Annotated in this window: 17 protein-coding genes; 9 read left to right on the top strand and 8 right to left on the bottom strand. The window is 71.4% G+C overall.

Features of this window, described 5'->3' with window-relative positions; translation table 11 throughout:
• Positions 1-15: 15 nt before the first annotated feature.
• Together MKK55_RS10395 and MKK55_RS10390 are read left to right on the top strand one after the other, a co-directional pair.
• Positions 16-1,308, top strand: coding sequence for a TIGR03862 family flavoprotein (locus tag MKK55_RS10395; RefSeq protein ID WP_243934584.1), 1,293 nt, complete (start codon positions 16-18; stop codon positions 1,306-1,308).
• Complete coding sequence (locus MKK55_RS10390) at positions 1,305-1,988, top strand: spermidine synthase (RefSeq protein ID WP_243934583.1); 684 nt, start codon at positions 1,305-1,307, stop codon at positions 1,986-1,988. The genes MKK55_RS10395 and MKK55_RS10390 overlap by 4 nt, the downstream gene beginning before the upstream one ends.
• Before the next feature lie 189 nt (positions 1,989-2,177).
• Here MKK55_RS10390 and MKK55_RS10385 read toward each other — a convergent pair whose 3' ends face one another.
• Complete coding sequence (locus MKK55_RS10385; RefSeq protein ID WP_243934582.1) at positions 2,178-3,032, bottom strand: collagen-like protein; 855 nt, start codon at positions 3,030-3,032, stop codon at positions 2,178-2,180.
• On the opposite strand from MKK55_RS10385, the gene MKK55_RS10380 reads away from it, so the two are divergent.
• From MKK55_RS10380 to MKK55_RS10355, 6 genes are all read left to right on the top strand, one after another.
• Positions 3,031-4,038 (top strand): ImuA family protein, encoded by a 1,008-nt coding sequence (locus MKK55_RS10380; RefSeq protein WP_243934580.1) that lies wholly within the window; start codon positions 3,031-3,033, stop codon positions 4,036-4,038. The two genes, MKK55_RS10385 and MKK55_RS10380, sit on opposite strands and share 2 nt — an antisense overlap.
• Positions 3,962-5,533 (top strand): Y-family DNA polymerase, encoded by a 1,572-nt coding sequence (locus MKK55_RS10375; protein WP_243934579.1) that lies wholly within the window; start codon positions 3,962-3,964, stop codon positions 5,531-5,533. Before MKK55_RS10380 ends, MKK55_RS10375 begins: the two co-directional genes overlap by 77 nt.
• Complete coding sequence (locus tag MKK55_RS10370; RefSeq protein WP_243934578.1) at positions 5,530-8,853, top strand: error-prone DNA polymerase; 3,324 nt, start codon at positions 5,530-5,532, stop codon at positions 8,851-8,853. Before MKK55_RS10375 ends, MKK55_RS10370 begins: the two co-directional genes overlap by 4 nt.
• A 53-nt stretch (positions 8,854-8,906) precedes the next feature.
• Positions 8,907-9,344: a hypothetical protein gene (locus tag MKK55_RS10365; protein ID WP_243934577.1), complete on the top strand. Its 438-nt coding sequence runs from the start codon at positions 8,907-8,909 to the stop codon at positions 9,342-9,344.
• A gap of 86 nt (positions 9,345-9,430) precedes the next feature.
• Positions 9,431-9,628, top strand: coding sequence for a Uma2 family endonuclease (locus tag MKK55_RS10360; RefSeq protein ID WP_243934576.1), 198 nt, complete (start codon positions 9,431-9,433; stop codon positions 9,626-9,628).
• 212 nt (positions 9,629-9,840) lie between these two features.
• Positions 9,841-10,035 carry a hypothetical protein gene (locus MKK55_RS10355; protein WP_243934575.1) on the top strand — a complete coding sequence of 65 codons (195 nt, stop codon included), beginning with the start codon at positions 9,841-9,843 and terminating at the stop codon, positions 10,033-10,035.
• 9 nt (positions 10,036-10,044) lie between these two features.
• Here the strand turns inward: MKK55_RS10355 and fae are convergent, their stop codons facing one another.
• Positions 10,045-10,584, bottom strand: coding sequence for a formaldehyde-activating enzyme (gene fae / locus MKK55_RS10350; RefSeq protein ID WP_147728265.1), 540 nt, complete (start codon positions 10,582-10,584; stop codon positions 10,045-10,047).
• A gap of 179 nt (positions 10,585-10,763) precedes the next feature.
• On the opposite strand from fae, the gene MKK55_RS10345 reads away from it, so the two are divergent.
• Positions 10,764-10,997: a hypothetical protein gene (locus tag MKK55_RS10345; RefSeq protein WP_243934574.1), complete on the top strand. Its 234-nt coding sequence runs from the start codon at positions 10,764-10,766 to the stop codon at positions 10,995-10,997.
• A gap of 4 nt (positions 10,998-11,001) precedes the next feature.
• Here MKK55_RS10345 and MKK55_RS10340 read toward each other — a convergent pair whose 3' ends face one another.
• The 6 genes from MKK55_RS10340 to MKK55_RS10315 all read right to left on the bottom strand — a co-directional run bounded on the left by MKK55_RS10340 (position 11,002) and on the right by MKK55_RS10315 (position 18,171).
• Positions 11,002-11,448 carry a hypothetical protein gene (locus tag MKK55_RS10340; RefSeq protein ID WP_147728159.1) on the bottom strand — a complete coding sequence of 149 codons (447 nt, stop codon included), beginning with the start codon at positions 11,446-11,448 and terminating at the stop codon, positions 11,002-11,004.
• 95 nt (positions 11,449-11,543) lie between these two features.
• Entirely contained in the window at positions 11,544-11,945 is a 402-nt protein-coding gene (locus tag MKK55_RS10335; RefSeq protein ID WP_243934573.1) for a type II toxin-antitoxin system VapC family toxin, read from the bottom strand.
• Positions 11,945-12,199 carry an antitoxin gene (locus MKK55_RS10330; RefSeq protein WP_243934571.1) on the bottom strand — a complete coding sequence of 85 codons (255 nt, stop codon included), beginning with the start codon at positions 12,197-12,199 and terminating at the stop codon, positions 11,945-11,947. The genes MKK55_RS10335 and MKK55_RS10330 overlap by 1 nt, the downstream gene beginning before the upstream one ends.
• Positions 12,200-12,263: 64 nt before the next feature.
• Positions 12,264-16,016, bottom strand: a complete 3,753-nt coding sequence (metH, locus tag MKK55_RS10325; RefSeq protein WP_243934570.1) for a methionine synthase — start codon at positions 16,014-16,016, stop codon at positions 12,264-12,266.
• Between the two features lie 167 nt (positions 16,017-16,183).
• Positions 16,184-17,104, bottom strand: a complete 921-nt coding sequence (gene metF, locus MKK55_RS10320) for a methylenetetrahydrofolate reductase [NAD(P)H] (protein WP_147728155.1) — start codon at positions 17,102-17,104, stop codon at positions 16,184-16,186.
• A gap of 56 nt (positions 17,105-17,160) precedes the next feature.
• Positions 17,161-18,171, bottom strand: a complete 1,011-nt coding sequence (locus MKK55_RS10315; RefSeq protein WP_243934569.1) for an ArsR/SmtB family transcription factor — start codon at positions 18,169-18,171, stop codon at positions 17,161-17,163.
• Between the last annotated feature and the right edge of the window lie 20 nt (positions 18,172-18,191).

Here is an 18,191-nt window from a genome sequence, read left to right as displayed (position 1 = left end):
ACGCCTTCCGCTGCGATGGACATGCGAGACGACGACGTGGCGCAGGACGACGCCTCCCGGAACGAGGTCGCGGTCGTCGGCGGCGGCCCAGCCGGGCTGGCTGCGGCCGAGGTGCTGGCCGCGGCCGGGCACCGGGTCGCGATCTACGATCGGATGCCGTCGGTCGGCCGGAAATTCCTGCTCGCCGGCCGCGGCGGCCTGAACCTGACCCACAGCGAGCCCGTCCCGGACTTCCTGCGGCGCTACCACCCGTCCGGCAGCCTGGCCGGGGCGATCGCGGCGTTCCCGCCGGATGCGTTGCGGGCCTGGTGCGATGGCTTGGGGGAGCCGACCTTCGTCGGATCGAGCGGGCGGGTGTTCCCGAAGGCGTTCAAGGCCTCGCCCCTTCTGCGGGCCTGGCTGCGCCGCCTCGAGGGCGCAGGCGTCGGTATCCGCACCCGGCACCGGCTCGTGGCCGTCGAGGACGGCACCCTGGTGTTCGAGACGCCGGAGGGGAAGAGCTGGACGAGGCCGAAGGCGGTGCTGCTGGCGCTCGGCGGCGCGAGCTGGCCCCGCCTCGGCTCTGACGGAGCCTGGGTGACGATGCTGGCGAATCTCGGCGTCGCCGTCGCGCCCCTGCGCCCGGCCAATGCGGGCTTCGCGGTGGCGTGGTCGGACCATTTCCGCGAGCGCTTCGCCGGGCAGCCCCTGAAGCGGATCGGGTTGACCGCCGACGGCGTGATCGTGCGGGGGGAGGCGCTGATCACCGCCGACGGCATCGAGGGCGGTGCGATCTACGCGGTGTCGCGGGCCCTGCGCGCGATGATCGAGCGCCAGGACAGGAGCGGGAAGGACGCGGGAGGCAAGGGCGCCGCCCGCCTCGTGCTCGACCTGCGTCCCGACCTCAGCAGGAGCGCCCTCGCCGAAAGGCTGTCCGACCCGCGGCCCGGCGAATCGATGGCGACCCGCCTGCGCAAGGGGGCCGGTCTGTCGCCGGTGGCGGCAGGGGTGCTGCGCGAGGCTGCGGGCGTCGCGCTGCCGGCCGACCCGGATGCGCTCGCCGGGCTGATCAAGGCCGCACCGTTGCGCCTGCACGCGATGGCTCCGATCGAGCGTGCGATCTCAACCGCCGGCGGTGTCGGCTTCGACGGGCTCGACGCGGGCTTCATGGTTCGGAAGCGGCCGGGCCTGTTCGTGGCCGGCGAGATGCTCGACTGGGAGGCGCCCACCGGCGGCTACCTGCTCCAGGGCGCGATCAGCAGCGGTCGGGCGGCGGCGGCCGGAATGGCGGCGTGGCTTGCCGGACGAGAGGACGTGAGCGCCGCATGATCCCCTGGGAGAACCTCGACACCGCTTCGATCCCCGGCGACGGCGGCACCCTGCGGCTGCGGCGGCGGGGCACCGAGTACGCGATCATGCTCGGCCAGAACGAGCTGATGAACAGCCGGCTCAGCGGCTCGGAGGAGGCGCTGGCGACCCTGGCCTGCGGCAGGATCGCATCGCGCAGGGCGCCGCACGTGCTGATCGGCGGGCTCGGCATGGGCTTCACCCTGCGCGCCGCGCTCGGTGCGCTGCCTCCTGGAGCGGCGGTGACGGTGGCCGAGCTCGTGCCCGCTGTGGCCGCCTGGGCGCGCGGACCCCTCGCCGGCGTGTTCGACGGCATCCTCGTCGATCCCCGCGTAACCTTGCGCGAGGTGGACGTGGCGCGCGCGATCGGCGAGCGTCCGGCCGCCTGGGACGCGATCCTGCTCGACGTCGACAACGGGCCGGACGGCCTGACGCGGGCCTCCAACGACCGGCTCTACGATCCGGCCGGCCTCGGCGCCGCTTATGCCGCCCTGCGTCCGGGCGGGGTCCTAGCGGTCTGGTCCGCGGGGCCGGACCGCAGCTTCGGCCGCCGCCTGCACGATGCGGGCTTGAGCGTCGAGGAGGTCCCCACCCGCGCCAACGGCCGAAAGGGTGGCGCCCGCCACGTGATCTGGCTCGCGGTACGTTCCGGCCGCGGCTGAGGCCTGGAATTACCTCATCCCCTGCGCGACCGACCGGCCGGTTCGAAGCGCGGGTCCCATCTCCCATAAGGAGATGGACAGGTTGAGGGGCGTGAGCTTTGCGGAGAAGTCACGCCCCTCACCCCGACCCTTCCCCTCTGGAAGAGGGAGCGTGCCGTGCCTCGCGCGATCGATCCGGTGACGCGACCGTCACATCCGCGCGCAGAACCCGACCATGCCGGCGGCTTCCGACGGGCAGGAGGCGGTTGCCGTCCCGTCGGTGCCTTGCGAGAAGACCGGGGCGCCGGCCTTGAGGCAGTAGGCCGAGACGAAGACCTCGCCGCCCGCGCAGGCGATCTCGCAGCCGGTGGCCGGGCAGGTCTCGCTCCGTACCGCCCGAAACGGCGTCGCGGGGGCTGCGGCAGGGAGCGCGGCGGCGGCAGGTCCCGCCGGGCCGGCTTCCCCCTTCTGTCCCGCATCTCCCTGGGGGCCCGCCGCGCCTCTGGGGCCCGCCTCTCCTTTCGGACCCGTCTCGCCCTTAGGACCCGTCTCGCCTCTGGGACCCGTCTCGCCCTTCGGGCCGGCCTCGCCCGCCGGTCCGGCCGGGCCGGGAAGCCCCGCCACGCCCTGCGGGCCGGGCTCGCCGCGCACACCGGTCTCGCCCTTGGCGCCGGCCTGTCCCTCGGGGGCGCAGTTGGCGATCACCGCCTCGCGCTCGTCCTCGTTGCTCGTCAGCGACACGACGCAGCTGCCCGGCCGGTAGGGCAGACGGAACAGGAAGCGGCCGCGGGAATCGGCCATCACCGACACGTCCTCGTCCATCACCACGACGGCGCCGCCCTTGCGCACCGAACCTGAGATCCGCAGGTCGCCGGCCTCAATGCGGGCGTCGTAGACCATGATCGGCTGGGAGGGCGCTTGAGGCCGACGCGCACGCTGGCGGGCCGGTGCGGACGCGGCGGGCGCATCGAGTCCCGGCGCTGCCGGCTGCTGGGCCTGCGCGCCGCCGGCGAGGACCAGGCATCCGGCGATCAGCGTGGCGAAGCGCGCGCGATGAAGGATCATGTCGGACATTCCCCGCCGCCGGATCGCGCGGCGGCGGGACATTGCCGCCCGGCTGCCACCGGGGTCAACCCTGGCCATGGCCGCCTCCAAATGGAGCCGATCCACACCCTTCCACACCCGTCCACAGGCCAAGCTGCTGCCCCGGCGGGACTATTTTCGGGCGGTGCGAAACCGTTTGAAAGTGTTCTTGTTTTGTTCTTATCTGACGTCATGTCGGAGCTGGGACGGGATGGAGCGGTCGCGTGACGAGCCGGATGAGCAGGGACCGTCCACGGCGGAACGGCTCGCGGAATTGCGGGCCCGCCTCGACGCGGAGCGGCGCCCCGGCGCGGGCGGCGTGCTGCCGTTGGGCGTCGCCGACCTCGACGCCCGGCTTCCCGGCGGAGGCCTCGGCCTCGGCCTCCTGCACGAGGTCGCCCCCGAGGGCGCGGGCGACGAAGCCTCGGCCCTCGGCTTCGTGCTGGCCCTGGTCGCCCGCCATCTCGCGCGGGCGGCGGGCGACGCCCTCCTCGTCGTCGCCCCCGGCCATCCAATCCCCTACGGCCACGGCCTCACCGGGCTCGGGCTCGATCCGGGGCGCCTGCTGCTGCTGGAGGCCGAGGCCGACGCTTCCGTGTTCGGAGCCCTCGAGGAGACGCTGCGCGCCGGGCACCTCGCGGCGGTGGCCGGGCTCGTCGCGGATGGGCTTCCGCTGAAGCCAGGCCGGCGCCTGCAGCTGGCCGCCGGATCCTTCGGCACCGCGCCGCCCCTTCTCCTCATCCTGCGGCCCGGCCGGGCCGACTTGCCGAACGGCGCGGCGACGCGCTGGCGGATCGCAGCCGGCGGCGCGGCGCGCGACCGGTTCGGCTGCACCCTGCGTCCCCGTTGGCGCGCACGGCTCGACCGCTGCCGCAACGGCCGGCCGGGCGACTGGCTCCTGGAGTGGGATCATGCCGCGCATCGTTTCGATCTGCCTGACGGACTGGCCCGTCGCGCGCCTGATGCGCGCGGGAGCCGCGCCGGATGACGGCGTCCCCCTGGTGATCGCCGCCGCCGGGGCCGGCGGCCTACGGCTCACCGCCGTGAACCCCGCCGCAGCCGCCCTCGGCCTGCGACGCGGCGAGCCGCTGGGCCGCGTGCGGGCGCGGATCTCGACCCCGCTCCACGTCCACCCAGCCGATCCGGCCGCCGACGCAGCGGCGTTCGCCAGGCTCTGCCTCTGGGCGCAGCGCTACACGCCGTGCGTCGTCCCCTTCGGCCCGGCCGAGGCCTGCGACGGCCTGTACCTCGACGTCACGGGGGCGGCCCACCTCCTGGGCGGCGAAGCCGATCTGGTCGCGGACCTCGCCGCGCGCCTCGCGCGATCTGGGATCCCGGCACGGATCGCGCTCGCCGACACGCCCGGCGCGGCCTTCGCCCTCGCGCGATACGGGCGCGGCGAGACCATGTGCGTCCCATCGGAGAGGACCGAGCAGGCCCTGAGGCCCCTCCCCGTCGAGGCCCTGCGCTGCGAACCAGCCGTCGCCGTCGCCCTGAAGCGGCTCGGCCTGCGCAGGATCGGCGCCGTCCTCGACGCGCCGCGCCCGCCGCTGGCCCGCCGCTTCGGCACGGCACTCCTCGTTCGCCTCGACCAGGCGGCCGGGCGGCGGCCAGAGCCGCTCGTCCCGGTCACGGAACCCGTGCGCTACGGCGCCGCCCGCGGCTTCCTCGATCCGATCGGCAGCCAGGAGATCATCGTCGCCACGGTGCGGCGGCTGATGGCCGAGATCGCGCCGCGCCTCGAGGCGGACGGGCTCGGCGCCCGCGGCTTTCGCCTGTCGCTGCACCGGGTCGACGACGTGGTGCGCGCCCTCGACCTCGGCCTGTCCGAGCCGAGCCGCAGCCCCGACCATGTCGCGCGCCTGCTGCAGCTTCGGCTCGAACGGCTCGGCTCTGGCCTGGATGCCGGCTTCGGCTTCGAGACGGTCCGCTTGGACGTGTCCGCCACCGGCCCGATGCCCGGCCGCCAGGCTACCCTCGCCACCGGCCCCGCCCCTCAGGACGACCGGACCGCCGGCCTCGCCGACGCCCTGCGCCAGCGCTTCGGCCGACCCGTGATCCGCCTGAGCCCCCGTGCGAGCCACGTGCCCGAGCGCGCCGACCGCATCGCCCCCTGGCACACCGAACCTTGGCGCACCGAACCTTGGCGCATCGAGCGCGTCGTCCTGCACTGGCCCGATCCCGATGCCGGCATCGGTCCCCGGCCGCTGGTGCTGTTCGACCGCGGCGAGGCGGCCGAGGACGTGATCGCCCTGGTGCCGGAGGGGCCGCCGCGCCGCTTCCGCTGGCGCTCCCGCCTCCATCGGATCGCGCATTCGGAAGGGCCGGAACGGATCGAGCCCGAATGGTGGCGCGAGTCCGGCGTCCCGCGTGACTACTACGTCGTCGAGTGTGAATCCGGCCGCCGGCTCTGGCTCTACCGCGACGGCCCGAACCTGGCCGACCGGCCGGCCGCCTGGTTCGTGCACGGGCTGTTCGCGTGACGGCGGCGGCTTACGCGGAACTGGCCGTCTCGACCAACTTCTCGTTCCTGCGCGGCGCCTCGCATCCGCAGGAATACGTCGAGCAGGCGATCGCCTACGGGCTCCGCGCCATCGGCATCGCCGACCGCAACACCCTCGCCGGGGTGGTCCGCGCCTATGCGGCGGCGCGGGTGAAGCCGGAGCGACCGGGCGCGAAGGACATCTGGAACATCCCGTTCCTGCCGGGGGTGCGGCTCGTCACCGAGGACGGGTTCGAGGCGGTGACCTACCCGATGGATCGGGCGGGCTACGGCCGCCTGTGCCGGCTGCTGTCCTCGGGCAACCGGCGGGCGCGTAAGGGCGAATGCCGCTTCTCCTTCGCGGAGATGCTGGAGGCGGCCGAGGGACAGGTCTTCATCGCGATGCCCCCCGGGCGGCGGCTGGTGCCGCCCGCGGCCTTCTCCGCCCGGGTCGAGGCGCTGGCAGCCGCCGCCCCCGGAAGGGTCTGGCTCGGTGCCAGCCACCGCCACCGCGGCGACGAGCGCCGGCGTCTCGGGCTCCTCGCCGAGCTCGGGCATCGCCTCGGCGCGCCGATGGTCGCGGTGTCCGACGCGCTCTACCACCATCCCGACCGGCGTCCGCTGCAGGACGTGATCGCCTGCATCCGCGAGGGCTGCACCCTCGCGGAGGCCGGCTACCGCCTGGAAGCCAACGCCGAGCGCCATCTCAAGCCGCCTTCGGAGATGGCGCGGCTGTTCGCCGACCATCCGGAGGCGCTCGCCCGCACGGTCGAGATCGCGGAGGCCTGCGGCTTCTCCCTCGGGATGCTGAGCTACGAGTACCCCGAGGAGCCGGTGCCGCCGAACCGGACGCCTCAGGACTACCTGGAGGAACGGGTCTGGGACTGCGCGCGCTGGCGCTTCCCCGACGGCGTCCCCGAGGACATCGAGAGGACCCTTCATGGGGAGCTCGCCCTCATCGCGAAGATGCACTACGCGCAGTACTTCCTCACCATCCGCGACATCGTGGAGTTCGCGCGCGGCCGGGGCATCCTGTGCCAGGGCCGCGGCTCGGCCGCCAACTCCGCCGTGTGCTTCTGCCTCGGCATCACCGCGGTCGACCCGACCCAGATCCGCCTGCTGTTCGCCCGCTTCATCTCCGAGAACCGCGACGAGCCGCCCGACATCGACGTCGACTTCGAGCACGAGCGCCGCGAGGAGGTGATCCAGTACCTCTACGGCAAGTACGGCCGCGAGCGCGCGGCGATCTGCTCGACGGTGATCCACTACCGCCCGCGCTCGGCCATCCGCGAGGTCGGCAAGGTGCTGGGGCTGACCGAGGACATCACCGCCTCGCTCGCCGAGACCGTGTGGGGGTCGTGGGGCAAGGACCTGCCGGACAAGCACGTGGCCCAGGCCGGCCTCGATCCCGGAAACCCGGCGATCCGGCAGGCGGTGGACCTCGCGGTCTCGCTGATCGGCTTCCCACGGCACTTGTCGCAGCACGTCGGCGGGTTCGTTCTGACCCGCGGGCGGCTCGACGAGACCGTGCCGGTCGGCAACGCCGCGATGCCCGACCGCACCTTCATCGAATGGGACAAGGACGACATCGACGTGGTCGGCCTGATGAAGGTCGACGTGCTGGCGCTCGGCATGCTCACCTGCATCCGCCGCGGGCTCGATTTCCTGGCCCGCGACTACGGCCTCGACTACCCGACCCTCGCCGACCTGCCGCCGGAGGAGCCGGAGGTCTACGCGATGCTGTCGAAGGCCGATTCCGTCGGCGTGTTCCAGGTCGAAAGCCGGGCGCAGATGTCGATGCTGCCGCGGCTGAAGCCGAACGCATTCTACGACCTCGTGGTGCAGGTCGCGATCGTCCGCCCCGGCCCGATCCAGGGGGACATGGTGCACCCCTACCTGCGGCGGCGGTCGGGTGCCGAACCGGTGGAATACCCGGCCCCCCACCCCGATCACGGGCCGGCTAACGAGTTGGAGAAGGTCCTCGAAAAGACCTTCGGCGTGCCGCTGTTCCAGGAGCACGCCATGCAGATCGCGATCACCGCGGCCGGCTTCACCCCGGCCGAGGCCGACGGCCTGCGCCGGGCGATGGCGACCTTCCGGCACGTCGGCACGATCGGCGGCTTCGAGCAGAAGTTCATCGGCGGGATGACCGGACGGGGCTACCCGAGGGACTTCGCCGAGCGCTGCTTCGCGCAGATCCGCGGGTTCTCCACCTACGGCTTCCCGGAGAGCCATGCGGCGAGCTTCGCGCTGCTGGTCTACGCCTCGGCCTGGCTGAAATGCCGGCACCCGGACGTGTTCCTGGCCGCGATCCTCAATTCGCAGCCGATGGGCTTCTACCAGCCGGCGCAGCTGGTGCGCGACGCCCGCGCCCACGGCGTCGAGGTGCGCGGGCCCGACGTCAATGCCAGCGACTGGGACTGCACCCTGGAGCCGGCCGCGGAGGTTCCCCCGCCCGGGGTGCCGAAGCGGCTCGCGGTGCGGATCGGCCTGCGGCAGATCACCGGGCTGCCGCAGGCTGCGATGCGCCGGCTCGTGGCGTTGCGGGCCAACGGCTACGCCAGCATCGAGGGCCTGCAGGCGGCCTTGGCGCTGTCCCGCAACGCCCTGGAGCGGCTGGCCGAGGCCGACGCGTTCCGGTCCCTCGACCTCGACCGGCGGGCGGCCCTGTGGATGGTGCGGACGCTGGAGGGCGGTCGCATCGCCAAGCCCGTGCCGGACGAAGCCCTCGGCCGGCGCGCGCACCTGCTGGAGGCGCCGTTGCCGCTCTTCGCCTTCCATGCCGACGACGGGCTCTTCCGCGACGAGCCGACCGTGGCGCTGCCGCCGATGCCGGCTTCCGAGCAGGTGGCCGAGGATTATTCCGCCACCGGGCTCTCGCTGAAGGGCCACCCGGTCGCGTTCTTCCGCGCCCGGCTCGCCCGGATCGGCGCCGTCCCGGCCCGCGAGCATCACGATCCCGGCTTTCCCCAGAACGGTCGCGTCACCGTGGCCGGGCTGGTGCTGACGCGGCAGCGGCCCGGCACCGCCAAGGGCGTGGTGTTCCTGACCCTCGAGGACGAGACCGGCATCGCCAACGTCATCGTCTGGAAGAAGGTGTTCGAGGCCAACCGCCGCGCCGCGATGAACGCCCGCTTCCTCGCGGTGCAGGGCCGGGTGCAGCGGGCCGAGGGCGTGGTCCACCTCGTCGCCGAGCGGTTCCGCGACCTGACGGAGGAGTTGCTCGAGCTTCGCGCCGGCGGCGTGCGCCTGCCACCCGAGACCAACGATTTCGGGGCTCCCACCGACCGGCGGACCTATCGCAGCCGGGATTTCCATTGAGGGCGCCGCGCGCCGAGCCTCGACAGCCGACCGGCTGCGCGTATGGTGCGGCCATGCTTCGCTTCGCCCTCGCCTGCCTCCTGCTGATCCCCGCCGCTGCCCGCGCCGACGAATGCGACGGCCTCGCCCAGAGGGTCGCCGCCGCCACAGGCGGCAAGGTCGGGCGCCGCGCCGGCCCCAGCATCGACATCCGGGTGCCCGGCGCGATCAAGCTCGACCTGACCTGCCGGGCCGAGCCGATCGTCCAGGCGAGCTCCGGCGAGACGACGCCGTCGGCCGCCTTCTTCCGCGACCTGTCGATCGCCTCCGAGCTGCTCGTCGGCGAGTCGGCCGGCGCGGTCCAGGGCATCATCGCCACGGCGCATGCCACCGCGCTCTCGGAGCGGCGCAAGTCGTTCGTCCAGCAGAACGGCTGGTCGGCGAGCTGCTACACCGACAGCACCGGCTCGATCCGCACCCTCTGCTCGGTCGGCCGCATCCCGCCGGGCTGACATGCTCTTGACCGGTCGCGCGGTTGGGCCGATCTCTCTCGCAGACGTTCTCGGCACGGAGCCCATCATGCCCGCCTTGCTGACGGATGCTTCCCGCCTCGACGCGCATCGAAGCTTCTGGGACTTCGTCGCGCCCCATCGACGAGGAGAAATGGGAACTCATCGAAGGGCGTTTCGTCATGCAGGCGCAGCCGAGCATCGATCATCAGATCATCGCCGGAAACCTCGACCGGCGGCTGAGTGAGGGCCTCGAACGGATCGGCTCCGACCGTGTGGTCCTGTAGATCCCGGCGATCGACCTTCGGCCGGTGATCGAGGGGAACGCCTACGTTCCCGACGCCGCCGTGATCGATCGATCCGACTTCGAGCCCGGCCGAAGCGTTTCCGGGACCTGCTACCTCGCGCCGAGATCATCTCCACCAGCGACCGCCGGAAGCCCTCGGGCTCGAACCGCGGGAAGATCGCGATCAAGCTGGCAGGCTACCAGGCCCTGCCGATGTGCGAGGTCGTCCTGCTGATCGAACAGCCGGTCGTCGCGGTGACGCTCGCCATCCGCGACCCGGGCGGCTGGATCACGCGACGCCTGACCGATCCCGGCGAGCGCCTGATCCTGTCCGCCGCCGGCCTGGATTGCCGGGTCGTCGACCTCTACGCGCGCACCTCCCTGGCACGCGCGCGGAGGACGGCCTGAGCGTTCGCCTCAGTACTCGACCACGTCCTCGAGGGCGTAGTGCTTCACCGTCTTGCGATTGGCGATGAGCTCCTCGATCGTCGGCTCGCCCCGCATGGCCCGGCCGATGGCGAGCTTCGTCGCCTCGTAGTTGGTGCGGTAGAGGTCCTTGCGGTCCACGTTCGGATCGGCGCCGCAGCGCTCGTCGAGCCAGATCATGATGATCATGCACAGCTCGTCCAAGCCGTCCTTGGGCAGGATGCCCTCGATCACGCAATCGACGATCGCGTCGCCGGTCGCGGCCTGAACCACGCCGCCGAGAAGCTCGGCGTATTCCGCGGTGTGGATCGTGACCTTCGTGGTCATCATCGTCGCCGGGCGCACGAGCTGGTTGAGGTCGCGCACCACGAACATCCGGGTGTGGCCCTGCACCTGGCCCATCATGCCGGCGAAGGCCTGGCCGACCGGGCCCCGCGTCGAGCCGATCAGCACCTCGGGCATCGCGTCGGTGTATTGCCCCTCGGCGGCGAGCACCGTCGCCTCGCCCGTGCGGAACCAGATCTCGGACATGTCTCTCGGCCTTGGAAGCGGCGCCCCGGCGAGGCGCGGTCGGCCGCGCAGACATCATCCCCGGAGAGCTTCGTCAACCGCCGGACCGGGCGGCCGCCTCGATAAAGCCCGGCGCCGGCTCTGGCCTCCGCGGGCGCGATCGGTCATGCAGGACGGCGACCGAACGGGAATGCACGACGATGAGCGATCCGGAGCAGGAACCGGGCCCCGCGGGCGAACGCGGCTGGAGCCTGTCCGCGGCGGCGGCGGGCGACGGCGTGCGCCTCGAGCTCGGGCTGCCCGACCTCGACGGAAAGCCGGTCACCGCCATCCTTAGCCTGAGCCGGGCGGAGGCGCGCGCCTTCGCCCGCACGTTGCTCGCCGCCTCGGGCGACGCCGCCGAGCGCAGCTTCCCGCAGCCCGCCAAGCGATAGCGGCTCAGCGCAGCCCGATGCCGGGATTGGTGCGCCCGGGCAGGCGCGGAACCTTCGCGGTGCGCGGCTCGATCGGGGCGCCGCAGGCGTAGACGAACTCGGTCTGCAGGTCGGTGAACACCGTCTCGCCGGTGATCCTGCAATCCTCGCGCACCGTCTCGTCGAGGTAGGTCCGCGCCGCCAGGCGGAAGCGCGCCGCCCGCGTCTCGCCGGGGTCGCGGTCGGCATAGCGGTCGCCGATGCCGCAGCCGGTGAACTCGCGCACCGCGTTCGAGACGATCAGCATCCGCCGTTGCTGGCGCTGGTCGTAGACCTCGTACGGGTCGTTGCAGGAAATCGTCACGACCTGGGGCGTCAGGCTGACATAGGTCTTGGAGATGTGGGAAAACCCGGTGCATCCGGTGACCGCGAGGCCCGTCGCGACGGCGATGACAAACGCCAGCCGCTTCATACCCGTCTCCACGCAACCGACCCGCGGACGACCCGCACGGGCATTGAAGCCGCGAGGGCCGCCCGGTCAAGCTCCGCCGGGACACAGGCGCCGGCTTATGCGCCGCCGCCTTCCCAATCCACGACCCGCAGGCCGGGGACGCGCGAGTATTCGCGGACGTTGCGGGTGACGAGCGTCACGTCGCGCGCGAGCGCCTGCCCGGCGATCAGGACGTCGTAGGGGCCGATCGGCGTTCCGGCCGCGGCGAGGCCCGCACGGATCTCGCCGGCCTGGCGGGCGTCGGCGACGGTGAAATCGATCACGGGGAAGCGCAGGGCATCGATCCCGGCGAGCGTTTCGTCTTGGCGATCACCATGATAGGCGCCGAAGAACAAGTCGTGCGAAACAATCGCCGAAACGCCGAAATCGCGCCGCCGATGTGCTCGCAACCGCTCCCAAACCCGTTGTCGTTGCTTCAGCAAAGCCACTACGACATTGGTATCAAGCAGATAGAGCATCAGAGTTCGTCGAGCGCCGGGCGGTCTTGCTGCGGCACATCTTCATCCGTGGCTTTCAGGATGGCATCGAGGACGTCAGGGTCGAGCTTGACGGCGATGGCTTCGAGCCAAGCCCACTCATCCACGATCGGTTCGAGGATGACCGCCTCGCCGTCGCGTCGGATCCGCACCGTGTTGCCCTCGAACTGGAAACCGGGCGGCAATTGTACCGCCTCCTCCCCGTCCGATCGGATGATCTTCGCGATGTTCGACATGCCGACCTCCCGATGTCCGTCACGAGGATAGATCGGGAGGCCGGAGCCGCAAAGTCGAGGCTGCCTACTCCGCCGCCACCGCCAGGTAGCGCGCCGGATCGTAGTTGAGGATCGGTCCGAGCCAGCGCTCCACGGCGTGCAGGTCCATGCCCTTGCGCATCGCGTAGTCCTCGACCTGGTCGCGCTCCACCTTGGCGACGCCGAAGTAGTGCGCCTTCGGGTGGGCGAGGTAGAGGCCGGAGACCGACGAGCCCGGCCACATCGCGTAGGATTCGGTGAGCTTCACGCCGATGCGGCGCTCGCCCTGGAGCAGGTCGAACAGCGTGACCTTCTCGGTGTGATCGGGCTGCGACGGGTAGCCCGGGGCCGGGCGGATGCCGTCGTATTCCTCGCGCACCAGTTCTTCCGGCGTGTAGGTCTCGTCCGCCGCGTAGCCCCAGAACTCGCGCCGCACGCGCTCGTGCATGCGCTCGGCAAACGCCTCGGCGATGCGGTCGGCGAGCGCCTTGACCAGGATCGAGCGGTAGTCGTCGTTGGCGCGCTCGAACTTCTCCGCGATCCGCACCTCTTCCAGGCCCGCCGTGACGACGAAGCCGCCGACGTAGTCGGCGATCCCGGTCTCGGCAGGCGCCACGAAGTCCGACAGGCAGGTGTTCGGCCGCCCGTCGCGCTTCGACAGCTGCTGGCGCAGGCCGTGGAAGGTCGCCAACGTCTCCGAGCGGCTCTCGCCGGTGTAGAGGCGGATGTCGTCGCCGACCGCGTTGGCCGGCCAGAAGCCGAGGATCGCCTTCGGGTTGAACCAGCGCTCGGCGACGATCTGCTTGAGCATCGCCTGCGCGTCCTCGAACAGGGCCTTGGCCGCCGGGCCCTGGTTCGGGTCCTCGAAGATCGCGGGGTAGCGGCCCTTGAACTCGTAGGTCTGCAGGAACGGCGTCCAGTCGATGTAGGGCACGAGGTCGGCCACCTCGTACGAGCCGTAGACGCGCGTCCCGGTGAAGCTCGGCTTCTTCGGCGCGTAATCGGTCCAGTCGATCTTGAACGCGTTGGCGCGGGCCTTGGCCAGCGGCAGGCGCTGCTTGTCGAGCTCCGAGCGAGCGTGGGCGTCGGCGACCTTGGCGTATTCCGCCTGCACCTTCTCGATCACCCCGCCGCGGGTCTCCTTCGAGATCAGGCCCGAGACCACGCCGACCGCGCGGCTGGCATCGGTGACGTAGATCGCCTGCCCGCGCTGGTAGGACGGGTGGATCTTCACCGCGGTGTGGACGCGGCTGGTGGTGGCGCCGCCGATCAGCAGCGGCACGTCGAAGCCCTCGCGCTCCATCTCGGCGGCGACGTGCACCATCTCGTCCAGCGACGGCGTGATCAGCCCGGAGAGGCCGACGATGTCGACGTTCTCGCGCTTGGCGACCTCGAGGATCTTGGTCGCCGGCACCATCACGCCGAGGTCGATGATCTCGTAGTTGTTGCAGGCCAGGACCACGCCGACGATGTTCTTGCCGATGTCGTGGACGTCGCCCTTCACGGTGGCCATCAGCACCTTGCCGGCGGCGCGGCGCTGCCCGTCGCCGCCGTTGGCGAGCTTTTCCGCCTCCATGTACGGCTCGAGGTAGGCCACCGCCTGCTTCATCACGCGGGCGGACTTCACCACCTGCGGCAGGAACATCTTGCCCGAGCCGAACAGGTCGCCGACTACGTTCATGCCGGCCATGAGCGGGCCCTCGATGACGTGGAGCGGCCGCGCCACGCCCTGGCGGGCCTCCTCGGTGTCGGCGAGGATGTACTCGGTGATGCCGTTGACCAGCGCGTGCTCGATGCGCTTCTCGACGGTGCCCTCGCGCCAGGTCAGGTCGGCGGTCTTGGCCTGGGCCGAGGCGCCGCTCTTGAAGCGCTCGGCCGCCTCCAGAAGGCGATCGGTGGCGTCGTCGCGCCGGTTCAGGACCACGTCCTCGCACAGCTCGCGCAGCTCCGCCGGCAGCTGGTCGTAGACCGCGAGCTGGCCCGCGTTGACGATGCCCATGTCCATGCCGACCTTGATCGCGTGGTACAGGAACACCGCGTGCATCGCCTCGCGCACCGGCTCGTTGCCGCGGAAGGCGAAGCTCAGGTTCGAGATGCCGCCCGAGATGTGGGCGTGGGGCAGCGTCTCGCGGATGATGCGGGTCGCCTCGATGAAGGCGACGCCGTAGCCGTTGTGCTCCTCGATGCCGGTCGCGACCGCGAACACGTTCGGATCGAAGATGATGTCCTCGGGCGGGAAGCCGACCTCCTCGGTCAGCACCTTGTAGGCCCGGGTGCAGATCTCGACCTTGCGCTCGAGCGTGTCGGCCTGGCCGTCCTCGTCGAAGGCCATCACCACCACGGCCGCGCCGTAGGAGCGGCACACCTTCGCGTCGTGAACGAACTTCTCGATGCCCTCCTTCATCGAGATCGAGTTCACGATCGCCTTGCCCTGGATGCACTTCAGGCCGGCTTCGATGACGTGGAACTTCGAGGAATCGACCATCACCGGCACGCGGGCGATGTCGGGCTCGGCGGCGACCAGGTTGAGGAACTCGACCATCGCCTTCTCGGAATCGAGCAGGCCCTCGTCCATGTTGACGTCGATGATGCTGGCCCCGGCCGCGACCTGGTCGCGGGCGACGTCGAGGGCGGCGGCGTAGTCGCCGGCGGTGACGAGCTTCCTGAACTTGGCCGAGCCGGTGACGTTGGTGCGCTCGCCGACGTTCACGAAGGGGATCTCCTTCGTCAGCGTGAACGGCTCCAGGCCGGACAGGCGCATCAGCGGCGCGATCTCAGGAATTACCCGCGGCGTCTTGCCGGCGACGGCCTCGGAGATGGCGCGGATGTGGTCCGGCGTGGTGCCGCAGCAGCCGCCGACCATGTTGACGATGCCGCCCTCGGCGAACTCGGCGACGAGCTTGGCCATCGCCTCCGGGCTCTCGTCGTAGAGGCCGAACTCGTTGGGCAGGCCGGCATTCGGGTAGGCGCAGACCAGCGTGTCGCAGACGCGGGACAGCTCCGAAATGTGGCCGCGCATCTCGCGGGCGCCCAGCGCGCAGTTGAGGCCGAAGGTCAGCGGCCGGCAATGGCGCAGCGCGTTCCAGAACGCCTCGGGGGTCTGGCCCGACAGGGTGCGCCCGGACAGGTCGGTGATCGTGCCGGAGATCTGGATCGGCAGGGTGACGCCGCGCTCGTCGAACACCTGCCAGGTGGCGGCGATCGCCGCCTTGGCGTTCAGCGTGTCGAAGATCGTCTCGATCAGGATCAGCTCGGCGCCGCCGTCCATCAGGCCGCGGACCTGCTCGGCATAGGCCTGCTTGACCTGATCGAAGGTCACGGCGCGGTAGCCGGGGTTGTTCACGTCCGGCGAGATCGAGAGCGTGCGGTTGGTCGGGCCGACGGCGCCGGCGACGAACCGGCGGCGGCCGTCCTGCTCCTCAGCGAGCTTGGCGGCCTCGCGGGCGAGGCGCGCGCCCTGCGCGTTCAGCTCGTGGATCACCGATTCCATGCCGTAATCGGCTTGCGCGATCGTGGTGCCGGAGAAGGTGTTGGTCTCGCAGACGTCGGCGCCGGCGAGGAAGTAGTCGAGGTGGATCTGCCGGATCGCATCGGGCTGCGTCAGGATCAGCAGGTCGTTGTTGCCCTTCTGGTCGTGGGCGTGGTCCTTGAAGCGCTCGCCGCGGAAGTCGGCCTCGCCGTAGCCGAGGCGCTGGATCACGGTGCCCATCGCCCCGTCGAGGACGAGGATCTTCTCCCGCGCGCGCTGGCGCAGGGCGGCTTCGATCTCGGTGCCGTCGACGGGACGAAGGTCGGTCATGGATGTCTCACTCGTCATTCCGGGGCCGCGCAGCGGAGCCCGGAATCCAGAACCGCGACGGGTCCGGAAGGCCGGTTTCGGCTGCCGTCAAAGACTTGTCGGCAAGGTTCGCGCGTCTGGATCCCGGGCGCGCCCGCGGCGCCCCGGGATGACGGGAGGTCGATCGATCAGGCCGCCTTCGCCGTCGCCACCTTCGGTGCCTGGGCGCGCAGGCCAAGCAGGTGGCAGATCGCGTAGACGAGGTCGGAGCGGTTCATCGAGTAGAAGTGGAAGTCGTTGACGCCCTCGTCGACGAGGTCGAGCACCTGCTCGGCCGCCACCGCCGCCGCCACCAGCCGCCGGGTCTCGACGTCGCCATCGAGCCCGTCGAAGCGCGCCGCCAGCCAATACGGCACCGAAGCGCCGGTGCGGCGGGCGAAGTTGGCGGCCTGCTTGAAGTTCTGCACCGGCAGGATGCCGGGGATGATCGGGATGTCGATGCCGGCGGCGCGCACCTTGTCGACGTAGCGCAGGTAGACGTCGTTCTCGAAGAAGAACTGCGTGATCGCCTGGTCTGCGCCGGCGTCGACCTTGGCCTTCAGCGCGTCGATGTCGGCGTCGAGCGAGGCGGCCTCGGGGTGCTTCTCGGGATAGGCCGAGACCGAGACCTTGAAGTCGCCGATGCGCTTGATGCCGGCGACGAGGTCCGAGGTCTGCGCGTAGCCACCGGGATGCGGGCGATAGGCGTGGCCGACGCCCTCGGCGGGATCGCCGCGCAGCGCCACGATGTGGCGCACGCCGGCATCCCAGTAGGACTGCACCACCGCGTCGATCTCGTCGCGGGTCGCGTCCACGCAGGTCAGATGGGCAGCCGGCTTGAGGCCGCTCTCGGTCACCATGCGGGCCACGGTGTTGTGAGTGCGCTCGCGGGTCGAGCCGCCGGCCCCGTAGGTCACCGAGACGAATTTCGGCCCGAGCGGCGCCAGCCGCTCGATCGAGGACCACAGGATCTTCTCCATCTCCTCGGTCTTCGGCGGGAAGAACTCGATCGAGACGCGGATCGGGTGGTAGCCGTCGCGGCTGGCGCGGTGGCGGTTGGCGTTCGGCATGGGCTTCGTCCTCAATGTCGTTCGGTTCAGACGATCGTGGAAGGGCGTCGGCCGCCTCAGGCGACGGCGCGTTCGGGCTGGATGGCTTCGGGGGCGACACGGCCGTCCGCCGCGAGCCAGAGGGTGACGGTGAGCTGGGCCTGCTCGGTCGGCGCGAGGTCGCGGGTCACCACGGTGTCGAGCCCGGCCTCGGACAGCCAGCCCGAGACCTGATCGGCGGCGAAGCCGAGACGGCGGTGGGCCTGCGACTCGCGCAGGAACTCGAGGTCGTGCGGGGCGAAGTCGACCACCAGCAGGCGGCCGCCCGGCGCCACGAGGCGGGCGGCCTCGCGCAGCGCCCGCGCCGGCTCGTCGAGGTAATGCAGCACCTGATGCACCACCACGAGGTCGAAGCTGCCGCGGGCGAAGGGCGGGGCGTGGATGTCGCCCTGGCGCAGGTCGACCCGCGCCAACCCCATCCGTTCCAGGTTGGCGCGCGCGACCGAGAGCATGGCGTGGCTCGAATCGAGCCCGGTCGCCCGGCCGGCGAGCGGCGCCAGCAGCCCGAGCATCCGCCCGGTGCCGGTCCCGAGATCGATCAGGCTGCGGACCGGACGATTGCCCAAAGCCGCGAGCACCGCCGCCTCGACGGTGGCCTCGGGCACGTGGAGCGACCGCAGCTCGTCCCATTTCGGTGCCAGCCGCGCGAAGAAGGTCTTTGCGGTCTCCGCCCGCTGGCTGCGGACCGCGTCGAGGCGGGCACGATCCTCGGACAACGGCGCGCCGTCGCGCGACAGGCCGGCGATCAGCGGGTCGACCAGGCCGGCGCGGGTCTCCGCGAGCCGGAAGAACGCCCATGCCCCCTCGCGATGGCGCTCGATCAGCCCGGCTTCGACCAGGAGCTTGAGATGACGCGAGATCCGCGGCTGGGACTGGCCGAGGATGTCGGTGAGGTCGGAGACCGAGAGCTCGCCCTCGGACAGCAGCGCCAGGATGCGCAGGCGCGTCTCCTCCGCCGCCGCCCGCAACACGCCCAGCGCGTCGGGGAAGGAGACCGGTGCCGTCGGGCTGGCGCGATCGTTAGACATAAAGATATCTTTATGTCCGA

It is taken from the genome of Methylobacterium sp. J-059 (assembly GCF_022829485.1).
Taxonomy (GTDB): Bacteria; Pseudomonadota; Alphaproteobacteria; order Rhizobiales; family Beijerinckiaceae; genus Methylobacterium.
Note: the sequence above shows the minus strand (reverse complement) of the source record. Positions and strands in the feature narration are given on the sequence as shown.